At 60.5% G+C, this 19663-nt stretch carries 17 protein-coding genes, 1 tRNA gene and 1 pseudogene; 7 read left to right on the top strand and 12 right to left on the bottom strand.

The annotated features are described in order from the left end of the window. The first annotated feature begins 120 nt into the window (after positions 1–120). The 5 genes from U5K34_RS00995 (at position 121) to modC (ending at position 4375) form a co-directional block, all read left to right on the top strand. A tRNA-Leu gene (locus U5K34_RS00995) sits at positions 121–207 on the top strand. 141 nt (positions 208–348) lie between these two features. After that, positions 349–1662, top strand: a complete 1314-nt coding sequence (locus U5K34_RS00990; protein WP_322566673.1) for an NAD(P)/FAD-dependent oxidoreductase — start codon at positions 349–351, stop codon at positions 1660–1662. Positions 1663–1878: 216 nt separating this feature from the next. Beyond that, positions 1879–2637, top strand: coding sequence for a molybdate ABC transporter substrate-binding protein (gene modA / locus U5K34_RS00985; RefSeq protein WP_322566672.1), 759 nt, complete (start codon positions 1879–1881; stop codon positions 2635–2637). Then, the gene (modB, locus tag U5K34_RS00980; RefSeq protein WP_322566671.1) at positions 2634–3314 is read left to right on the top strand and encodes a molybdate ABC transporter permease subunit; all 681 of its coding nucleotides are present in this window, start codon (positions 2634–2636) and stop codon (positions 3312–3314) included. The genes modA and modB overlap by 4 nt, the downstream gene beginning before the upstream one ends. Next, positions 3311–4375, top strand: coding sequence for a molybdenum ABC transporter ATP-binding protein (gene modC, locus U5K34_RS00975; protein ID WP_322566670.1), 1065 nt, complete (start codon positions 3311–3313; stop codon positions 4373–4375). Before modB ends, modC begins: the two co-directional genes overlap by 4 nt. 695 nt (positions 4376–5070) lie before the next feature. Here the strand turns inward: modC and U5K34_RS00970 are convergent. The 12 genes and pseudogenes from U5K34_RS00970 to U5K34_RS00915 form a co-directional block, all read right to left on the bottom strand. Beyond that, positions 5071–6384, bottom strand: coding sequence for an adenylosuccinate synthase (locus tag U5K34_RS00970; protein ID WP_322566669.1), 1314 nt, complete (start codon positions 6382–6384; stop codon positions 5071–5073). A 21-nt stretch (positions 6385–6405) separates the two neighbouring features. Continuing rightward, positions 6406–7584 carry an ATP phosphoribosyltransferase regulatory subunit gene (locus U5K34_RS00965; protein WP_322566668.1) on the bottom strand — a complete coding sequence of 393 codons (1179 nt, stop codon included), beginning with the start codon at positions 7582–7584 and terminating at the stop codon, positions 6406–6408. 7 nt (positions 7585–7591) lie between these two features. Continuing rightward, entirely contained in the window at positions 7592–7762 is a 171-nt protein-coding gene (locus tag U5K34_RS00960; RefSeq protein ID WP_322566667.1) for a DUF2065 domain-containing protein, read from the bottom strand. 61 nt (positions 7763–7823) lie between these two features. After that, entirely contained in the window at positions 7824–8699 is an 876-nt protein-coding gene (gene hflC / locus U5K34_RS00955) for a protease modulator HflC (RefSeq protein WP_322566666.1), read from the bottom strand. Then, on the bottom strand, positions 8696–9868 hold the full coding sequence (hflK, locus tag U5K34_RS00950; protein WP_322566665.1) for an FtsH protease activity modulator HflK: 1173 nt from the start codon (positions 9866–9868) through the stop codon (positions 8696–8698). Before hflK ends, hflC begins: the two co-directional genes overlap by 4 nt. A 154-nt stretch (positions 9869–10022) precedes the next feature. Beyond that, a complete protein-coding gene (gene hflX / locus U5K34_RS00945) occupies positions 10023–11339 on the bottom strand; it encodes a ribosome rescue GTPase HflX (RefSeq protein WP_322566664.1) in 1317 nt (438 codons plus the stop codon). A gap of 32 nt (positions 11340–11371) precedes the next feature. Next, positions 11372–11617, bottom strand: coding sequence for an RNA chaperone Hfq (hfq, locus tag U5K34_RS00940; protein ID WP_322566663.1), 246 nt, complete (start codon positions 11615–11617; stop codon positions 11372–11374). 101 nt (positions 11618–11718) lie between these two features. After that, positions 11719–12663 (bottom strand): tRNA (adenosine(37)-N6)-dimethylallyltransferase MiaA, encoded by a 945-nt coding sequence (gene miaA, locus U5K34_RS00935; RefSeq protein WP_322566798.1) that lies wholly within the window; start codon positions 12661–12663, stop codon positions 11719–11721. A gap of 146 nt (positions 12664–12809) precedes the next feature. Then, a pseudogene (gene mutL / locus U5K34_RS00930) lies at positions 12810–14363 on the bottom strand (DNA mismatch repair endonuclease MutL); the annotation flags it as partial. A gap of 231 nt (positions 14364–14594) precedes the next feature. Next, entirely contained in the window at positions 14595–15899 is a 1305-nt protein-coding gene (locus U5K34_RS00925; protein WP_322566661.1) for an N-acetylmuramoyl-L-alanine amidase, read from the bottom strand. Positions 15900–16036: 137 nt separating this feature from the next. Continuing rightward, on the bottom strand, positions 16037–16492 hold the full coding sequence (tsaE, locus tag U5K34_RS00920) for a tRNA (adenosine(37)-N6)-threonylcarbamoyltransferase complex ATPase subunit type 1 TsaE (protein ID WP_322566660.1): 456 nt from the start codon (positions 16490–16492) through the stop codon (positions 16037–16039). A gap of 67 nt (positions 16493–16559) precedes the next feature. Continuing rightward, positions 16560–18038: an NAD(P)H-hydrate dehydratase gene (locus U5K34_RS00915; protein WP_322566659.1), complete on the bottom strand. Its 1479-nt coding sequence runs from the start codon at positions 18036–18038 to the stop codon at positions 16560–16562. 18 nt (positions 18039–18056) lie between these two features. Between U5K34_RS00915 and queG the strand changes: the two genes are divergently transcribed. After that, on the top strand, positions 18057–19154 hold the full coding sequence (gene queG, locus U5K34_RS00910) for a tRNA epoxyqueuosine(34) reductase QueG (RefSeq protein ID WP_322566658.1): 1098 nt from the start codon (positions 18057–18059) through the stop codon (positions 19152–19154). A 6-nt stretch (positions 19155–19160) separates the two neighbouring features. After that, positions 19161–19661 carry a heme-binding protein gene (locus U5K34_RS00905; protein ID WP_322566657.1) on the top strand — a complete coding sequence of 167 codons (501 nt, stop codon included), beginning with the start codon at positions 19161–19163 and terminating at the stop codon, positions 19659–19661. Positions 19662–19663 lie beyond the last annotated feature (2 nt).

The raw sequence follows: 19663 nt of genomic DNA, 5'->3' as shown, positions 1-19663 counted from the left end.
CTCGTTATTTTGTATTCAGTCACGATTTTGACTCGCGAGCGGCGAATTATGCCTCATTTAGCGTGGCCGCGCTCGTGATTGACAATCCCGGGGACTCTCTGTAAAGTGCGCGGCTTCTGAGCCGAGGTGGCGGAATTGGTAGACGCGCTAGCTTCAGGTGCTAGTGGGGGTAACCCCGTGGAGGTTCAAGTCCTCTCCTCGGCACCAATTCTCTCATAAAAGCCCCCTTTCGGGGGCTTTTTTGTTTCTTCCGAAACAAAGTACCGATCTCCCTGTTTGTCTTTCGGGCAAGCAACTCCCCGGTGCTACACTTTGATAACCTCATTCTCACAGGACGCATAGCGAACGATGCGCGAATCGGATTTGCACCATATTATTATTGTCGGCGGCGGCGCCGGCGGCCTGGAACTGGCCACCCGCCTGGGCAAGACCCTGGGTAAAAAAGGCCGCGCCCGGATCACCCTGGTGGACGCCAATCGCACCCATATCTGGAAACCGCTGCTGCACGAGGTGGCCGCCGGGACCTTCGACGCCTATGAAAACCAGATCGAATACCTGGCCCAGGCGGCGCGCAACCATTTCGAGTTTCGCCTCGGCCGGATGGACCGGCTGGATCGCGCCGCGCGCACCATTTATCTGGCCCCGACCCTGGACGCGCAGGGCAACGAAATCATTCCCCGACGCGAGTTTCAATACGACACCCTGATTATGGCGGTCGGCAGCGTGAGTAACGATTTCGGTATCGAAGGCGTGCGCGATCACTGCCTGTTTCTGGATACCAAGCAACAGGCCGAATCGTTCCAGCACCTGCTGCTGGAGAACTTCATGCGCGCCAGCACCCGGCCCGATGCGGCGCAACAGGGCCAGCTGGATGTGGTGATCGCCGGCGGCGGCGCCACCGGCATCGAGCTCTCCGCCCAGTTGCACAAGGTCTCGCGGCTGATCACCGCCTACGGTATCGATCAGATCAATCCCGCCGATGTGCGCATTACCATTGTCGAGGCCGCCGATCGGATCCTGCCCGGCCTGCCGCCCCGCCTGTCGCAGGCCACCGAGGCGGAGCTGGAAAAACTCCATATCGCCGTGCTCAAGGGCGAACGGGTGGTCAAGGTCAGCGCCGAAGCGCTGTATACCGAAAGCGGGCGCGAGATCCAGGCGCCGATCAGGGTCTGGGCCGCCGGCATCAAGGCGCCCGACTTTCTCGCCGAGATCGACGGGCTGGAAACCAACCGCGCCAATCAACTGGTCGTCGACCAGACTCTGCAAACCACCCGCGATGAGAATATTTTCGCCTTCGGCGATTGCGCCGCCTGCCCCTGGCCACAGATGGAGACCAATGTGCCGCCCCGCGCCCAGGCCGCGCATCAACAGGCCGCCTTGTTGATCAAGAGCATGAAACGTCGTCTGGCCGACAAACCGTTGCCGACATTTCTCTATCGCGATTACGGCTCGCTGGTCTCGCTGGGCAAGTACAGTACCGTGGGCAACCTGATGGGAAATCTGACCGGCAGCATCATGGTCGAGGGCTTTGTGGCGCGGATGGTTTACCTGTCGTTATACAAGCTGCACCAGTTCGCGTTGTTCGGTTTTTACCGCACCATGATGATCTCCATTGCCAATCGCTTCCGGGCCACCGTCGAGCCGGAGATCAAGTTACACTAGACGCAAAGCGGCAAACGGCAGAGTGCGTCACTTTTTAAATTCTACTGGAAATAACGCAGAGGACGCAGAGGCGCAAAGGACGCAGAGAAAAGAAATAATAATTACTTATTATCTGGATAAAACAAATCCGCCAATGAACGCGAATATTTTATCCTGGCGCCCATTCGCGTTGATTCGCGGATAAAATAGTGCCGAAACATCTGACCGAGGCAATCGATGCATGTAACTCGCATTTATTCCATCGTCTTGCTGTTACTGGCTGCACCGCTTTGCGGTGCGGAGACCTTGCGGGTAGCAGTGGCGGCGAATTTCAAAACCACGCTGGAGGCGCTGGTCGGGGAGTTTGAAGCGAACAGCGAACATCGGCTGGTACTCGCCAGCGGCTCGACCGGCAAACATTACGCGCAAATTCTCAACGGCGCGCCGTTTGATCTCTTTTTTGCCGCCGATGTGCGCCGCCCCGCGTTACTCGAGGAACAACAACGCAGCGTCCCGCACAGTCGGTTTACCTACGCGATAGGTAAACTGGCGTTATGGAGCCCCGAACCCGGTTACGTGGACACTGAAGGCAAGGTGTTGGAAACCAGCGATTTCCGGCGGCTAGCAATGGCCAATCCGCGCCTGGCGCCTTACGGACTGGCGGCGAAACAGGTACTGAAACGACACGGTTTATACGCGACATTGCAACCCCGAATTGTGCGCGGCGAGAGCATCGCCCAGACCTTTCAGTTTGTTGCCACCGGTAACGCACAGCTGGGCTTTGTCGCGCTGTCACAACTGCAAGGCACAGGCAGGGGCAAACAGGGATCGCTGTGGATCGTTCCCGAATCACTGTACGAGCCAATCGAACAGCAGGCGGTGATATTGAACGACACCCCGGCCGCGCGGGCGTTTATCGCCTTCATAAAAAGTGAACCCGCCGGGCGGATCATGCGCCGGTTCGGCTACGCCACCCCGTCACAGGAGAGGGAATGATCAGCGCGAACGACCTGCAGGCCCTGTGGATCACGCTGCAGCTGGCCTCGCTCACTACGGTGATTTTGTTGCTGCTCGGTACGCCGCTGGCCTGGTGGCTGGCTCACAGTCGCGCCAGGTTCAAACCGGTGATCGAGGCGGTGATTGCCCTGCCGCTGGTGCTGCCGCCCACGGTGCTCGGGTTTTATCTTTTGCTGGCGCTGGGACCGCGGGGGATCTTCGGCCAGACCGCCGACGCGCTGGGACTGGGTTCGCTGGCCTTTACTTTCAGCGGGCTGGTGATCGGTTCGGTGTTCTATTCCCTGCCGTTCGTGGTACAGCCGCTGCAAAATACCTTTGCCGCCATCGGTCGCCGGCCGCTGGAAGTGGCCGCGACCCTGCGTGCCTCACCGCTGGATCGGTTTTTCAGTGTCATCTTCCCGCTGGCCCGGCCGGGTTTTATCACCGCCGCGATTCTCGGCTTTGCGCATACGGTCGGGGAATTCGGCGTGGTGTTGATGATCGGCGGCAATATCCCCGGCGAAACCCAGGTGCTATCGATTGCGATTTATGATCATGTCGAGGCGGTGGATTACGCCAGTGCCCACTGGCTGGCCGGCGGGCTGTTGCTGGCCTCGTTCATCATGCTGCTGCTGGTCTATCGCTATAACCGGCGTTTGCAGGTGCTGCCCGCATGACGTTGCAGGCCCGCTTTCAACTCAGCCGTGGGGATTTCACGCTACAGGCCGAATTCAGTGCGCCGATGCAGGGCATCACCGCCCTGTTCGGCCCGTCGGGCTGCGGCAAGACCACCCTGTTACGCTGCATTGCCGGCCTGGAGCCGATGGCCCGCGGCAGCGTGAAACTGGGCCATACCACCTGGCAGGATGAAAACACCTTTGTACCGGTGCACCGGCGCGGCATCGGTTATGTCTTTCAGGAGGCCAACCTGTTCGCGCATCTGTCGGTGCGCGACAACCTGCTCTACGGCTATCGCCGTAGCGGTGGCGATCAGGCCGGCGTGGATCCCGATCACATTGCCGACCTGTTAGGTATCGACAGATTACAGGCACGTTCTGTGACAAATTTATCCGGGGGCGAACGCCAGCGAGTGGCGATCGGTCGCGCCCTGCTGTCAGCCCCGCAACTGCTGCTGATGGACGAGCCGCTGGCCGCGCTGGATCGCGACAGTAAAAACGCCATCATGGCCTGCCTGCAGCAGCTGTCGCAGGCGCTGTCGATCCCGGTGCTGTACGTCAGTCACGATCACAGTGAAGTGGCACAACTGGCGCAGCAAATGGTCATGTTGAACGGCGGCCGGGTCCAGGCCAACGGCAGCGTGATCGAGTTATTAAACCGGCTCGATCTGCCCCTGGCCCATGCCCCCGATGCCGAGACTATCGTGGAAGCGACGGTTAACGCGCATGATGATCAATACGGTTTGAGCTATCTCGAGTTCGCCGGCGGAAGACTGACGGTGGCGCAGGCCGACTTGCCGACAGGTCAGGCAGTGCGAGTGCGACTGCAGGCCCGGGATATCAGTCTGACCCTCTCGCAACAAACCGATACCAGCATCCTGAACATCTTCCCCGTTACCATCGAGGCCATCGCCGAAGAGCCCCCGGCCCAGCAACTGGTCAAACTCGATGCCAACGGCGCCAGCCTGCTTGCCCGCATTACCCGCAAGTCCGCCGAGCACCTGGACCTGACAGTCGGCAAGCAGGTTTACGCGCAGGTGAAAAGCGTTGCGCTGGTATAAGTTCTGAGTTCTGAGTTCTGAGTTCTAAGTTCTAAGTTCTAAGTTCTAAGTTCTAAGTTCTAAGTTCTAAGTTTGAAGTCGTAGGAGCGGCTGCGCCGCGACAGACCTTGCCGATTGCCCGGGCCTTTATCGCGCCAAAGGCGCTCTACAATCCATGAGACAGGCTTTGTTTTTTCTATCTCGGTATCGACCCAGGGAGTTCATAAGTTCGTCTAAGTTCTAAGTTCTAAGTACTAAGAGTGTATTGCGTGTAGCGCTACCTGACATTCCATCTATCGGGCTATTTTTTACCACGAAGACACGAAGTCTCGAAGTGAATTGATTTTTCTTCGTGCCTTCGCGTCTTCGTGGTAACGCTTTTATAAAAATTCATACACGGTTTACCGTGCCAACCCATCACATCTCTGTAGGAGCGGCTGCGCCGCGACAGACCTTGCCGATTGCCCGGGCCTTTATCGCGCCAAAGGCGCTCCTACAATCCATGAGACAGGCTTTATTCTTTCTATCTCGGTATCGACCCAGGGGATAGTATCTAGCTATTTTTACGACGAAGACACGAAGTCTCGAAGTGAATTAATTTTTCTTCGTGCCTTCGCGTCTTCGTGGTAATGTTTTGATAAACATCTGAATATCAGGTTCTAGCTGCCAGGACCCAGTACCTAGTGTCTAGCCCCTGTTTAACGGCCCGACGGCCGTTAAACATCGTACGGATGACGGAGAATGATGGTTTCGCTGCGTTCGGGGCCGGTGGAAATGATATCCACGGGAGTGCCGGTGACTTCTTCGATGCGCTTGAGATAGGCCTTGGCGTTGGCCGGCAGGTCGTCGTAGCTTTTCAGGCCGACGGTGGACTCCTGCCAGCCCGGCATGGCTTCGTAAACCGGTTCGCAGCTTTCAAAGGCTTCGGCGCCGACCGGCGGGGTATCGCGCACTTCGCCGTTACATTTGTAACCCACGCAGATCTGGATCTGGTCCAGGCCGTCCAGCACGTCCATCTTGGTGATACACAGGCCGCTGACGCTGTTGATCAAGACCGATCGGCGCAGGGCCACGGCATCGAACCAGCCGCAACGCCGCGGGCGGCCGGTGGTGGAGCCGAACTCGTGGCCGCGTTCGGCCAGCCGCGCGCCGACTTCATCCATTAACAGATTGCCGTCATACAGTTCCGTGGGGAACGGGCCGGAGCCGACCCGGGTGGTATAGGCCTTGGTGATCCCGAGCACGTAATCGAGATTGCGCGGGCCCATACCGCTGCCGGTGCTCGCCCCGCCGGCGGTGGTGTTGGACGAGGTCACAAACGGATAGGTGCCGTGGTCGATGTCCAGCAACGCGCCCTGGGCACCCTCGAACATGATGTTGTTGCCGGCCTGCATATGCTGGTTCAGCAGTTCGGGAATATCGGCCACCAGCGGCTGCAGCTCCTCGCGCATAGCCATGGCCTGTTCCAGCACCTGGTTGAAGTCCACCGGTTCGACCTTGAAATAGTGTTGCAGGGCGAAGTTGTGATAATCGAGGATTTCGCCCAGCTTGGCGGCAAAGCGTTCGCGGTGAAACAGATCGCCCAGGCGCAGGCCGCGGCGGGAGACCTTGTCTTCATAGGCCGGGCCGATACCGCGGCCGGTGGTGCCGATGGCTTTTTTGCCGCGCGCCACTTCGCGGGCATGATCCAGCGCCACGTGATAGGGCAGGATCAATGGACAGGCTTCGCTGATGCGCAGTCGCTCGCGGGCCGGGACGCCTTCGTTTTCGAGCATCTTCAGTTCATCGAGCAGCGCCTCGGGCGAGAGCACCACGCCGTTGCCGATCAGGCACTGGACGTTTTCCCGCAGCACACCCGACGGGATCAGGTGCAACACGGTTTTCTTGTCGCCGATCACCAGGGTATGTCCAGCATTGTGCCCACCCTGGAACCGCACCACGGCTGAAGCCCGATCGGTCAACAGATCGACGATCTTGCCTTTACCTTCATCTCCCCACTGGGTCCCGATAATGACGACGTTCTTGCCCATGACTTCAGCCTGTTGTTGTTATCAAATCGTTACAATCTGCCATGTCTTGCCATCCCTGACCAGCTTGCGATCGCAGCCCAGTTGCTGCGGATCGCTGTTATCGCCCGGCAGAGCGCTGATGACCCGCTCTCCCTGCCGGCGTAGTTGTTCGATGTGCTCGCGTAAACCGGCATCCTCTTCAGCCGGTGCGTAAATCGCGCCGGGCAGCGACAGTGCCGTCTCACCCAGATCGATCAATGTCTTGAGATCGGTACTGAAACCGGTGGCGGCCCGGGAACGACCGAAGACCTTGCCGATTTCGTCGTAACGCCCGCCCTGGGCAATGGCCTGACCCCGTCCCGGCACGTAAGCGGCGAAGACCACGCCGGTGTGATAGTTGTAACCGCGTAATTCGGCCAGATCGAAATGCAGGGGAATCTGCGGCTCGTGATTCCTGATCTGTTGCGCCACGGCCTGCAGATTATCCAGCGCCTGGTTGACCCCGTCACCGGCGAAAGCCAGCAGACGGCGCGCTTCTTCGATGACCGATTCATCCCCGTTGAGCGTTGCCAGGCCGCGCAGTCCATCGGCAATCTTTTTCTCGACCGGGCTGTTAGCCAGCAATTGCTCGATTTCGGGAATCGCCTTGCGTTGCAGGGCATCGAACAGTTCGGCCTGTTGTTCTTCGGACAGCTTCGCCTCGCGTACCAGCTGCCGATAAATACCGACATGGCCGAGATCAAAATAGAGATCCTGGACACCGCTGTGGCGCAGGGTCTCCAGCATCAGCCGAAAGACTTCCACGTCGCTTTCGCTGCCGCTGTGACCGTAAAGTTCGGCGCCTACCTGGATCGGACTGCGCGAACCGGCAAAGCCATCCGGACGGGTATGCAATACCGAACCGATATAGCAAAGCCGTGACGGGCCGGCCTGTTTCAGCGTATGCGCATCGATGCGCGCTACCTGCGGCGTCATGTCCGCGCGCAGTCCCATCAGCTTGCCGGTCAGCTGATCGGTCAGTTTGAAGGTCTGCAAATCGAGATCGTGGCCGGTGCCGGTCAACAGGGAATCGAGATACTCGATCATCGGCGGAATCACCAGCTCATAGCCCCAGCCGGCATACAGATCGAGCAGACGCCGGCGCAGCGTTTCCAGCTGGCGCGCCTGTTCTGGCAGGACCTCTTCGATCCCTTCCGGTAACAACCAACGATCGGATTTCATTCTGTTTCTAACCCTTGACCAGATAGATCAACAACGCCCCACCGAGCATGGCAGCCAGCCCGATACGCCGCAAAACACGGTCGCTCATCTGGGCCACCATTAACAGACCACGACGAAAAGAGGTGGGACTGAGTGCCGGTGTAATCCCCTCGATCACCAGCACCAGTGCGATTGCCACAATCAATTCCTGCCACATGAATGACGTCCGAAAGCGTGATTAGTCAAACGTTATCGGCGCGTCACTTGCCGGTGGGATTATTATCCTTGAAATACTTGAAGAAGTCGGAATCCGGTTCCAGCACCATCATATTGCCTTCACCCACCAGTGATTTACGATAGGCGGTCAGGCTGCGATAGAAGGAGTAAAACTCTTCATCTTGCTGATAGGCAGCGGAGTAAATCGCCGCCGCCTGGGCGTCACCCTCGCCGCGAATCGCCTGTGCCTCGCGATAGGCCTTGGCCAGCATCACGGTTTTCTGCCGTTCCGCCTCGGCGCGGATCCGTTCAGCTTCACCCTGACCGGTAGCGCGCAATTCGTTGGCTTCCTTTTCACGCGCCGACTTCATGCGTTCGAAAATGTTCTTGAACACCCGCTCGGTCAGCTCGATCCGCTTGAGACGGACATCGACGATCTCGATACCGAAACTCTCGACCCGTTCGCTGGCCTTCTCGGTGATGCTACGCATGATTTCATCGCGCGCACTGGAGATGACTTCCTGCAGGTTGCGCTCACCAAAGGCGTCCAGCAGTCCCTTGTTGACGATCGACTGAAACTGCTGACGGGCCCGGGCTTCCTGACCCTGCATGGTCTTGTAATAGGTTTCGACATCACGGATCCGCCACTTGACATAGTAATCCACGATCACCGGTTTCTGTTCCTGGGTCAGATAACGCTGCGGCGCGGTATCGGCGGTAATAATCCGCTTTTCATACTTGCGGACATTGTTCACGAACGGCCATTTGAAATGCAGACCCGGTTCATAATCGGCTTTCTCGATCTTGCCCAGGGCAAACAAAATGGCCAGCTCACGCTCGCTGACGGTGAAAACGCTGCTGCTTCCCACCACGGCGACAATGACGAGGACGATGGCGGCGCCCAGAAGTTTCGGATTCATTGGCGCACCTCCCTTGAACGATCGCGCTCACGGGTCTGATCCAGTCCGAAATCCTCTACCTGTTGAGAGAACGGACCGGACCCCTGTGAGTCATCGCTTTTGTTACTTGAACCACTGGCGCGTTGCTTCATCAACTGGTCCAGCGGCAGATACATCAGATTGTTGCCTTCTTTGAGATCAACCATAACCTTGGGGTTTTTCTCCATCAGCTCTTCCATCGCCTCCAGATACAGACGTTCGCGCGTGACCCGGGGCGATTTCTTGTACTCGCGCATGATTTCCAGGAAGCGTTCAGCATCACCCTCGGCGACGGAAACTTTTTCATCGCGATAGGCCTTGGCTTCCTCGAGGAAACGCTGCGCCTGACCTTCGGCCCGGGGCAGGATATTGTTGGCGTAAGCCCTGGCCTGGTTCATGAATTTCACCCGATCCTCGCGCGCGGCAGCCACGTCATCGAACGAGGCCATGACTTCCTGTGGTGGCTGGGCTTTTTGCATGTTGAATCCGCGCACTTGTAGCCCGGTCTCATAGCTGTCGAGGATGCCCTGAATCCGGTCCCAGGCTTCGGAAGCGATCTTCTCGCGTCCCTGGGTGATAATGAATTCCATATCATTGTTCCCGACGATCTCGCGCACCGCACTCTGGGTCACGTGGCGCAGTGAAATTTCCGGCTCACGAACGTGGTACAGAAAGCGACGCGAATCGCGGACGTTGTACTGCACCACGAACTCCATATCGACAATGTTCTCGTCCTTGGTCAACATCAGGGCTTCAGTACTGCCCTCACCGATATGCACCGAGCGGACCTGGGAGATATCCACGATCTCGACCGTGTCGATAAAACGCGGGTACCAGTGCGGACCCGGCGGCTGAATGGCGTGGAATTCACCGAAGCGCAGTACCACGCCTTCCTTGCCTTCATTAATGATGTAGATGCCGGACAGGGCCCAGACCGCCACCAGCACCAGGATGATCAAGCTCAACCCGCTGGAACCGCCAGGGATACCTGGCGTCTTACCACCGCCACCGCCTTTGCCACCGAACAGACCGCCGAACTTGGCCTGCAGCTTTTTGATGACTTCGTCGAGATCGGGGGGACCGCCTTGCGGGTTATTGCGATTACCCCAGGGATCCTTGTTATTTGAACCACCAGGTTCATTCCAGGCCATGTGATGCTCCGTAATATGTGTTCTGAATCAGCGCGTGCGGTTCAATTCAGGAAAATGGATTTTCAATGTGACCGAGGGGCAATTCTATGGGGCTTCGCTACCTGCCGCAAGGCATGCTCCGGATTTAGCTCGCCACGCTTGTCCCCGCTCTTTGTCAGGAAGCCAGATGGGCGAGCCGGGCCACGTCTTCCTCGCCGGCCAGATGCGCGCCAATCGCATAATGTTTGTCCAGGGCGTCCCAGTCGGCACGTGGCATTTCGACGGTCATCAGCCAGTTACCCTGCTCGTCCACCTGCTCGCGGTGAACCTTGCCGACTTCATATAACAGAGCATGCAGTCGCCCTTGCGCCACCGGCAACAGCAGCTCATGGCAGACCCGGCCGCGATCCAGTCGTGCCGCCAGCGCTTCGCGCAACTCGGCCAGCCCGGTGCCGCTCTGGGCCGAGATCCACACCCGCCAGGGCAGGCCGTGCTCGTCGTATTCAATCCGCGGCTCGCTCTCCTCGAGCTGATCGATTTTGTTGTACACCAGCAGCTGGGGCACATCACTGGCCTCGATTTCCGCCAGCACCGCATCGACCTGCTCGATATTCCCGTCGCGCTCGGGGCTGGAAGCATCCACCACATGCAGCAGCAGGTCCGCGTCGCGGGTTTCCTGCAAGGTGGAGCGAAACGCTGCCACCAGATCATGCGGCAGATGGCGAATAAAGCCCACCGTGTCGGCCAGAATCAGGGCCTGCCCGTCGGCCAGTTCCAGCCGGCGCAGGGTCGGATCCAGGGTGGCAAAAAGTTGATCGGCGGCATACACGTGGGAATCGGTCAGCCGGTTAAACAGGGTGGATTTGCCGGCATTGGTATAGCCGACCAGCGAGACCGAGGGGATCTCGCGCCGTTTGCGGGCGCGACGCCCCTGCTCGCGCTGGCGCTGGACCTTTTCCAGCCGCTTGTTGAGCTGGCGAATCCGCTCGCCAATCAGGCGGCGGTCGGTCTCCAGCTGTGTTTCACCGGGACCGCGCAGGCCGATACCGCCTTTCTGGCGTTCCAGATGGGTCCAGCCGCGCACCAGCCGTGTGGAAAGGTGTTTGAGTTGCGCCAGCTCGACCTGCAGCTTGCCTTCGTGGGTGCGGGCGCGCTGGGCGAAGATATCCAGGATCAGGCCGGTGCGATCCAGCACCCGGCATTTGAGCAATTGCTCCAGGTTACGTTCCTGGACCGGTGACAGAGCATGGTTGAACAGCACCAGATCGGCCTGGAGTTCCCTGACCGTATCGCGGATCTCCTCGGCCTTGCCGGTCCCCACAAAATAACGGGGATGGGGAACCGCCCGCGAACCGGTGATCACCGCGATGGGTTCGGCACCGGCGGAAACAGCCAGCTCACGGAATTCCCGGGGTTCTTCCTGTTGCTGTTCCGCTTGCAGAGCCAGATGAACCAGAACAGCCCGTTCACCGGCTTGAGGACGCTCAAACAATCATTACCACCCTCGCCAACCGGGGCTGGCGACTAAAGATTACCCTTGTCGTTTTCCTCCGCCACCGGCAGCTTCACATTGCGCGCCGGCACGACGGTGGAAATCGCGTGTTTGTACACCATTTGGTTAACTGTATTACGCAGCAGCACCACAAACTGGTCAAATGACTCGATCTGCCCCTGCAATTTAATCCCGTTCACCAGAAAGATTGAAACGGGGACGCGTTCCTTACGCAGCGCATTGAGAAACGGATCTTGTAAGGACTGTCCTTTACTCATCGTTATTATCTCCGCATGTTATAGTTATTGTCTCAGACGATCGGGCCTGTTCTTATAACCTTATAAAAAATCAACAAAAATTCAAATTTATCTTACCACACTCATGCTGTATCAATGGGTGAGCGACGCAACCATTTCAAGACCTGATTTCCCCTTTTTTGATCCAGGGCATCAAATGCCTGGACCTCCGATTCGCTGCGCAGCCAGGTCAGCTGACGCTTGGCCAGCTGGCGCGTCGCCGCCACTCCCTGTTCCTGCATTTGAGTATAGTTGATCCTGCCTTGCAAGTAGTGCCACAGCTGGCGATAGCCGACCGCCCGGATCGCGGGCATCTGTTCCTGCAAATCCCCGCGTTGGAAAAGGGCTTCCACCTCCTCGACAAAGCCCTGCTCGAGCATTTGCGCAAACCGCCGGGCGATGCGCTCGTGCAACACGGCCCGATCCGAGGGGATCAGCGCCAGTTTGACAAACTGCCAGGGCAACGGTTCATTTTGTTGCTGAAGATCGCTCAGGGGCATGCCGGTCAGCTCAAACACTTCCAGCGCTCGCTGGATTCGCTGGGGATCGTTGGGATGAATCCGATCCGCGGCCTGCGGGTCCACCTCCCCCAGCCGCGCGTGCATCGCCGCCCAGCCCCGCTCCCGCGCCTCCTGCGCAAGCCGCGCGCGCAACGCCGCATCGGCCGCCGGCAGGCGGGAAAGACCGTGGATCAGGGCCCGAAAATAGAGCATGGTGCCGCCCACCAGCAGGGGGATGCGCCCGGTGGCGGTGATCTCGGCCATTTCCCGACGCGCCAGTTCAGCAAACCGGGCCGCCGAGCAGGCCTCGGCCGGATCCAGAAAGTCGATCAGGCGGTGGGGCGCCTCGGCCAGGACTTCGGGCCCGGGCTTGGCCGAGCCGATATCCATGTCACGATAGACCATCACCGAATCGACGCTGACGATCTCCACCGGCAGCTCGTGCACCAGACGCACGGCCAGGTCGGTCTTGCCCGAGGCGGTCGGCCCCATCAGGGCGATCGCCGGCGGCAGTGACGCCGGGGGCATGCTCACGTTTTGAACAGCGCCTGCAACGCGGCCTGATCCCAGCGCACCCAGTAGCGGGCCGGCTGCGGATCCGGCTGCCAGCACAGGGCATCGCGCACCAGCGCCTGCTGTTCGGCGGCACTCCAGCCCGGCGGGTGACTGAGGGCCTGCGCCAGCGCGGTCTCCGGCGCCGTTCCCGCCAGAGTGGCCTCGACAAACGCCGCCAGCCACTGTCCCGGTTCGAAGGAAGCCGCCGCGGCCGGCACCTGGCGCAGCAGCACCGTAGTTTCACTGACCGCACTGAGATCGATGCCGTGGCGATCCAGCCATCCGGCGTGTTGCTCCAGCCAGGCCAGCGCCGCGGCGGACAACTCGATTGTCTCGGGAATCAGCAGCGGCCGGACGGTTTGCGCCTCGCCGGCGGCAAAGCAGGCCGCCAGTTGCGCCGCGCGCACTGCCGGGGCGTTGATCAGTAACAACGCGCCGGCCTCTTCCACCACCAGATAACCGCCCGCCAGCGTGGCGAGAACCGGTTTATCAGACGCGGCGGCGTCGCTATTGGCCGCGACCGGGACGCTGGCGGCTTCGCGGACCGACCAGGCCGCGGGAATATTGCCCTCCGCCGGGGTATAAAAATCGCGCCGGGATTCTGCCGCCGGTGGGGTCGATTCCGGTGTCGCCGGCCGGGCAACGGCGGGGTCCTCGGCCAGGGCTTCGCTGACGGCGTGGACGAGGAAATCATGCACCTGGCGCGCCTGATGAAAACGGACTTCATGTTTGGTCGGATGCACATTCACATCCACCTTGAGCGGATCCAGCTCCAGATAGAGCAGCCAGGCCGGATGGCGACCGGGATAGAGCGGCCCCTGGGCCTGGCGCAGGGCGTGGTTGATCAACTTGTCGCGCACGCTGCGGCCATTGACATACACATACTGCAAATCGGCCTGGCTGCGCGCCGCCTCGGGCCGCCCCAGCCAGCCCCACAGACGCAGGCCATCCAGGCTGTAATCGATGTGCAACGCCTGCGCATAAAACGCCTTGCCGCACAGCCGCTCCACCCGCCGGGCCTGTTGCGCGGTGGTCGTCGCCGGCGGCAGGCGGAAAACCTCCCGCTGGTTGTGCCGCAGACTGAAGCCCACCTCGAAGCGGCTCAGGGCCAGACGTTTGAGCGTGTCCTCAATATAGCGGTATTCGGTACGCTCGGTACGCAGAAAACGGCGCCGCGCCGGGGTATTATAAAAGAGTTCGCCGACACTGACGGTGGTGCCCTCCGGATGGGCCACCGGCGTCAGCTGCGAGCCCGCCTCGCGATCGGTCAGACTCAGGCGCCAGGCCGCTTCGGCATCGCTGAAACGGGAGTCGATCACCAGCCGCGCCACCGAACCGATGCTGGCCAGCGCCTCGCCACGAAAGCCGAGACTGGCCAGGTTCTCCAGATCCGCCAGCCGGGCAATCTTGCTGGTCGCGTGCGGGCTGACCGCCAGCTCCAGCTCCTCGGCCCGAATCCCGTAGCCGTCATCGCTGACCTGAATCTGCTCCAGCCCGCCGTTACGTATCTGCACCTCAATGCGACTGGCGCCGGCATCCAGCGCGTTCTCCACCAGCTCCTTGACGATCGACGCCGGCCGCTCCACCACCTCCCCGGCGGCAATCTGATTGGCCAGGGTCGGCGGCAGACGCTGAATAATCGCATCGGGTTGATAACGGCGGGCCGGTTGCATCCGAATAGCTTAACCGCGTTATTTAAAAAGGGGAACTGGCTTCGTTGCAGGACTGAATTAAAAAACGCAGAGGACGCGGAGACGCAAAGGACGCAAAGAGTTAATTTTTAATATGTTGAATTTTAAATTGTTCACAGGTATTTAATCGCGAATTCAAAATCTTATATCTTTGCGTCCTTTGCGCCTTTGCGAACTCCGCGTTACTTTCCAGAGCCTCTGAAAAGTGAAACGTCAGATAACGGGAATCTGGATCACCTGGCCGACGCGCAGCAGGTTGTCGGAGAGGTTGTTGTGCTGTTTGATGGCCGAGACGCTGACCCGGTAGCGGGCGGCAATGCCCGTCAAGGTATCACCGCGGCTGATTTCGTGCCGCCGCGCCTTGCGGGTCGCCAGCAAGGTGCCGGCCGGGGCGTGGCGGGCGAAATACCGCTTCACGCCGTAGAACATCGATTTGGCCAGTTCAGTCTGATGGGCGCTGCTGCGCAGCTTGCGCTCTTCGGCCGGGTTGGAGATGAACGCCGTTTCGACCAGGATCGACGGGACATCCGGCGCTTTGAGCACCCGGAAGCCGGCCTGCTCCACGTGGCGCTTGTGCAGGTGATTGACGTGTTTGAGGCTGCCGAGCACTTCGCTGGCGACGCGATGGCTGTCCTCGATGGTGGAGTTCTGCACCATGTCCACCAGCACCATCTTCAACAGATCTTCCTTGTCCTCCAGACTGACACCGCCGATCAGATCCGCGCTGTTTTCACTTTCGGCCAGGAAGCGGGCGGCCTTACTACTGGCGCCGCCGTCGGAGACCACATAGACCGAGGAACCGTGCGCGCGACGATCGTGAAAGGCATCGGCATGGATGGAGATAAACAGATCGGCCTGGGCGCGGCGCGCTTTTTCCACCCGCTCGCGCAGACTCAGGTAATAGTCGCCGGTGCGGATCATAAACGGTTTAAACCCGGGCTCCCGTTTGAGCATCGCCTCGAGCTTGCGCGCGACGGCCATGACCACGTCTTTTTCCCGCGTCCCGAGTCGCCCCAGCGCACCGGGATCCTCGCCGCCGTGACCGGCATCGATGGCAATGATGAGATCCCGCGGCTTGCCGTCATTGACCGACTTGGTCACCTTTGGCGCGGCCTGCTCGCTTTGCGGCTGGTGCAAATCGATCACCAGCCGGTGACCGTATTCGCGTTGCGGTTTGAGAACAAAACTTTTCGGTCGCACCTCGGACTTGAGATCCAGCACAAAGCGCAGCTGGTTATCCTCGCGGTGTGCATAACGGATATTTTCGATCAGCGCGCCGTCATAGCTCATGGTCGGCAGACTGCCGGGGAAACGGGAATCCTTGAGATCGATCACCACGCGGTCGGGATTTTCCAGGGAGAAGAGACGGTGATCCACCGGCTGGCTCAGATCCAGCACCAGCCGGGTGTGATCCGGTGCCGGCCACATGCGTACCCCTTCCACCTGTACCCCGGCGGCCGTCGCGGTCAGTGGTATAACGGACAACATCAGCCATAGCAGCGCCCGAGCTATACGCATGGTGTTCCCTCCCGTTTACCTGCGTTCCATTTATTATTGTACCGGTCGGCGGGAGAAATCAAGTAAAAATTTGATATTTATTATGAAGATAGCCAGGATTTCTAGAGTTTTTTCGAGATAATGGCACCGCAGGCGGCTCAAAACGGCTCCAGCCGGGCCAGCAGGGCCTCGCCGGCCTGGTCGTGGGCGATCAGGCGCGCCTGACGGCCTTCGCCGCGCGGCTCGAGATAGACCTCCACGTCGGGATGGGGCAGATGGCCCTGGCCCCGCTCGGACCACTCCACCAGACAGAGCGAGTGATCATCCAGGTAATCCCGAAAGCCCAGGTATTCCAGCTCTTCGGGATCCCCGAGCCGATAGAGATCGAAGTGAAAAACCTTCTTGTGATCAAAATGATAGGGTTCGACCAGGGTATAGGTCGGGCTTTTGACCGGGCCACTGTGGCCCAGCTCCTGCAGCAGCCCCCGCACCAGGGTGGTCTTGCCGGCCCCCAGTTCGCCGTGCAAAAACAGCAGACAGGGTGCGACACACAGGCGCGCCAGCCGCCGACCCAGCTGTACCGTGGCCGCTTCATTGTCGAGATACTGTTCCATCGCTCCAAGCTTAGCGGAATTTTTCGAATAACGGCATGCGTCAGAAGAAAGAATCTGGACGGCGGGATCAATCGTTGACGAGCCGACGCAACGGGCCGAACAGATCCCCCGCCAGCAGGCCGCGCTCACCCGCGGCTCTGGCACTTTGATCCGCCGCCGTGCCATGCAGGCAGACCCCCAGTTGCGCGGCGATCTCCGGTTCCAGTCCCTGCGCCAGCAGGGCGGCGATTACCCCGGTGAGCACATCCCCCATGCCCGCGCTGCTCATGCCGGGGTTGCCGGCGGTGCAGATGCTGTTACCCGCGTCGGCGCTCACTAACGTTCCGGCCCCCTTGAGCACCACCACCCCGTCGTACTCGGCCTGCAGGCGACGCACCGCCGCCAGCCGATCGGCCTGCACCCCGGCCGTGCTCTGGTTCAGCAGGCGCCCGGCCTCGCCGGGATGGGGAGTAAGAATTCGCTGCCCCGAGCGCTGTGGATTGTCGGCCAGCAGATTGAGGCCATCGGCGTCGACCACCCGGGGGGCGTCGCTCGCCTCGACGACCTGCCAGATCATCCGGGCCCACTCGCCCTGCCCCAGGCCGGGGCCCACCGCCAGCACTGTGGCCTGCTCGATCAGCGCCTGCAATGCCTCGCTATCTTCCACGCCGTGGCACATCAGTTCCGGACGGCCGCTGTTGAGTGTCGCCGCATGGGCGGCGCGGGTGGCAATGCTCACCCGCCCGGCCCCACAGCGCAGGGCCGCCTCGCCGGCCAGCCGGGCCGCGCCATTCATGCCCTGCTCCCCGCCGATGATCAGCACATGACCGAACAACCCTTTGTGGCTGTTACGCGCCCGGCGCGGCAGGTGCTGTCGAAACGCGTCAAAGTCGAGCCGCCGGGCCACCGGGCTCACTCGCGCCCGCACGCTGGCCGGCAGATTGAGGGAGGTGAATGCCAGCTCGCCGACATGATCGGAGGCATCGCCGGTCAACAGCCCCGTCTTCAGACCGATGAACGTGAGGGTCGCATCGGCGCAGACCGCCCGGCCGCCTGCCTGACCGGTGTTGGCATCCAGGCCGGAGGGGACATCCAGCGCCAGGACCGGCTTGCCGCTGGCATTGAGCCAGTCGATCGCCGTGGCGTAGGGCTCATTCACCGGCCCCTGGACACCGGTTCCCAGCAGGCCATCGACCAGCAGATCGAGATCCTCGATCGGTTGCGATGCAAACGCCTCGGGAACCACCTCCATGCCCTGCAACCGCTGCAGGGCAGCCAGGGCGTCGCCGTGTAATTTATCCGGATCCCCGACCTGCAGCACGCGGACCTCGCGCCCGTCGGCCTGCGCCAGCCGGGCGACCACGTAGCCATCGCCGCCGTTATTGCCGGTGCCGCATACCACGGCAATGCGGCGCGCCTCGGGCCAGCGCCGTGTGAGCAGCCGCCAGGCGGCCTCGCCGGCGCGCTCCATTAATATAGAGCCGGACATGCCCTCTTCCTCGATGGCGATGCGATCGAGTTCGCGGCACTGGTCGGCGGTATAAAGATCATGCGGCAGATGAGTCATAAGGCTATGATTATGATCATGAGTCAGCAGCAAAACAAGCAAGCCGCGCACAAACCCGACTGGTCGACGCTGGCGGCTGAGATCAAACAGTGGGGCGCCGAGCTCGGTTTTCAGCAGACCGCCATCACCGATACCGATCTGGGCGAGTATGAAACGCGTCTGCAGCGGTGGCTGGCCCGGGATTACCAGGGCGACATGCAATGGATGGCCGAACACGGGACAAAACGCAGCCGGCCGGGCGAACTGGTCCCCGAAACGTTGCGCATTATCAGCGTGCGCCTCGATTATCTGCCCGAGGAGACGCTCGATCTCAAGGCGCTGCTGGATCACCCCGACAAGGCCTATGTCTCGCGCTATGCGCTGGGACGCGATTATCACAAACTGATGCGCAAGCGCCTGCAACAGCTGGCCGATCGTATCCAGCACCGGATCGGGCCCTTCGGGTATCGCGCCTTTGTCGACAGCGCGCCGGTGATGGAAAAAGCCCTGGCGGAAAAAGCCGGCCTGGGCTGGATTGGCAAGCACAGTAACCTGCTGCAACGGAATACCGGCTCCTGGTTTTTTCTCGGCGAGTTGTATACCGATCTGCCCCTGCCGGTGGATGACCCGGCCAGTAACCATTGCGGTACCTGCCAGGCCTGCCTCGATGTCTGTCCCACCAACGCCATTGTCGAACCCTATGTGGTCGATGCGCGACGCTGCATCTCCTATCTGACCATCGAGCTGAAAGGCTCGATCCCGGTGGCATTGCGCAAGCCGATGGGCAACCGCATTTATGGCTGTGATGACTGCCAGCTGTACTGTCCCTGGAACCGGTTTGCCGACACCAGCCGTGAGCCGGATTTCGATCCGCGTCAGCGCCTGGATGAGGCGCGTTTGGTGGAACTTTTCCAGTGGGATGAAGTCACTTTCAATCAGAACCTGGAAGGCTCGGCGATCCGGCGTATCGGCCATGAACGCTGGTTGCGCAATATCGCCGTGGCACTGGGCAATGCGGCCACCTCACCGGAGGTGATCGCCGCCCTGCGGGCCCGCACCGACCATCCTTCCGAACTGGTGCGCGAACATGTGCTGTGGGCATTACAACAACATCAACCCGCCACCATTGAGGAATAAACCATCATGAAACGCTACCTTGCTGCTGTGCTGCTTCCCGCGTTACTGCTGAGCCCGATGGCCGCCGCCGAACCGGCCTATGTCACCACCCGGGTCCTCTCCTTCGAGCTGGCCAACCAGCTGGCCGTCGAGTCGGCCCGGGCCTGTCGCAAACAGGGTTATCAGGTCACATCCAGCGTGGTCGATCGCAACGGCAAACTGCTGGCCGTGGCGCGCGATCCGCTGGCCGGCACCCACACCATCGACGTCAGCCGGTTAAAAGCGGTCACCGCGGCCAGCTTCCAGACGTCCACGCTCGACATGCAGGAAGGCAACTTCGACAACCTGCGCTTTGCCCCGGAGGTGTTATTGATCGGCGGTGGCGTGCCAGTACGTATCGGTGGCCATTTCTACGGTGCCGTCGGCATCTCCGGCGCGCCGGCACAGAAGATCACCGGCGACGTGGACGATGAGTGCGCCAGAGCCGGCATTGAGGCGATTCGCGAAGCGATCGAGTTTGCCGAATAAAA

Source organism: Thiohalophilus sp., assembly GCF_034521165.1.
In the GTDB taxonomy this organism is placed as follows: Bacteria; Pseudomonadota; Gammaproteobacteria; order UBA6429; family Thiohalophilaceae; genus Thiohalophilus.
The sequence above is the reverse complement of the archived record's forward strand: the minus strand, read 5'-3'. Positions and strand labels throughout refer to the sequence as shown.

Bases quoted from the DNA above. Each gene is read 5' to 3' on its own strand.
- U5K34_RS00915 (WP_322566659.1), bottom strand. From the start codon at position 18,038: ATGACTCATCTGCCGCATGATCTTTATACCGCCGACCAGTGCCGCGAA.
- hflC (WP_322566666.1), bottom strand. From the start codon at position 8,699: ATGAATCCGAAACTTCTGGGCGCCGCCATCGTCCTCGTCATTGTCGCC.
- miaA (WP_322566798.1), bottom strand. From the start codon at position 12,663: ATGCCCCCGGCGTCACTGCCGCCGGCGATCGCCCTGATGGGGCCGACC.
- tsaE (WP_322566660.1), bottom strand. From the start codon at position 16,492: ATGGAACAGTATCTCGACAATGAAGCGGCCACGGTACAGCTGGGTCGG.
- modB (WP_322566671.1), top strand. From the start codon at position 2,634: ATGATCAGCGCGAACGACCTGCAGGCCCTGTGGATCACGCTGCAGCTG.
- U5K34_RS00905 (WP_322566657.1), top strand. From the start codon at position 19,161: ATGAAACGCTACCTTGCTGCTGTGCTGCTTCCCGCGTTACTGCTGAGC.
- hfq (WP_322566663.1), bottom strand. From the start codon at position 11,617: ATGAGTAAAGGACAGTCCTTACAAGATCCGTTTCTCAATGCGCTGCGT.
- U5K34_RS00965 (WP_322566668.1), bottom strand. From the start codon at position 7,584: ATGAAATCCGATCGTTGGTTGTTACCGGAAGGGATCGAAGAGGTCCTG.
- U5K34_RS00990 (WP_322566673.1), top strand. From the start codon at position 349: ATGCGCGAATCGGATTTGCACCATATTATTATTGTCGGCGGCGGCGCC.
- modA (WP_322566672.1), top strand. From the start codon at position 1,879: ATGCATGTAACTCGCATTTATTCCATCGTCTTGCTGTTACTGGCTGCA.
- U5K34_RS00925 (WP_322566661.1), bottom strand. From the start codon at position 15,899: ATGCGTATAGCTCGGGCGCTGCTATGGCTGATGTTGTCCGTTATACCA.
- modC (WP_322566670.1), top strand. From the start codon at position 3,311: ATGACGTTGCAGGCCCGCTTTCAACTCAGCCGTGGGGATTTCACGCTA.
- hflK (WP_322566665.1), bottom strand. From the start codon at position 9,868: ATGGCCTGGAATGAACCTGGTGGTTCAAATAACAAGGATCCCTGGGGT.
- queG (WP_322566658.1), top strand. From the start codon at position 18,057: ATGAGTCAGCAGCAAAACAAGCAAGCCGCGCACAAACCCGACTGGTCG.
- U5K34_RS00970 (WP_322566669.1), bottom strand. From the start codon at position 6,384: ATGGGCAAGAACGTCGTCATTATCGGGACCCAGTGGGGAGATGAAGGT.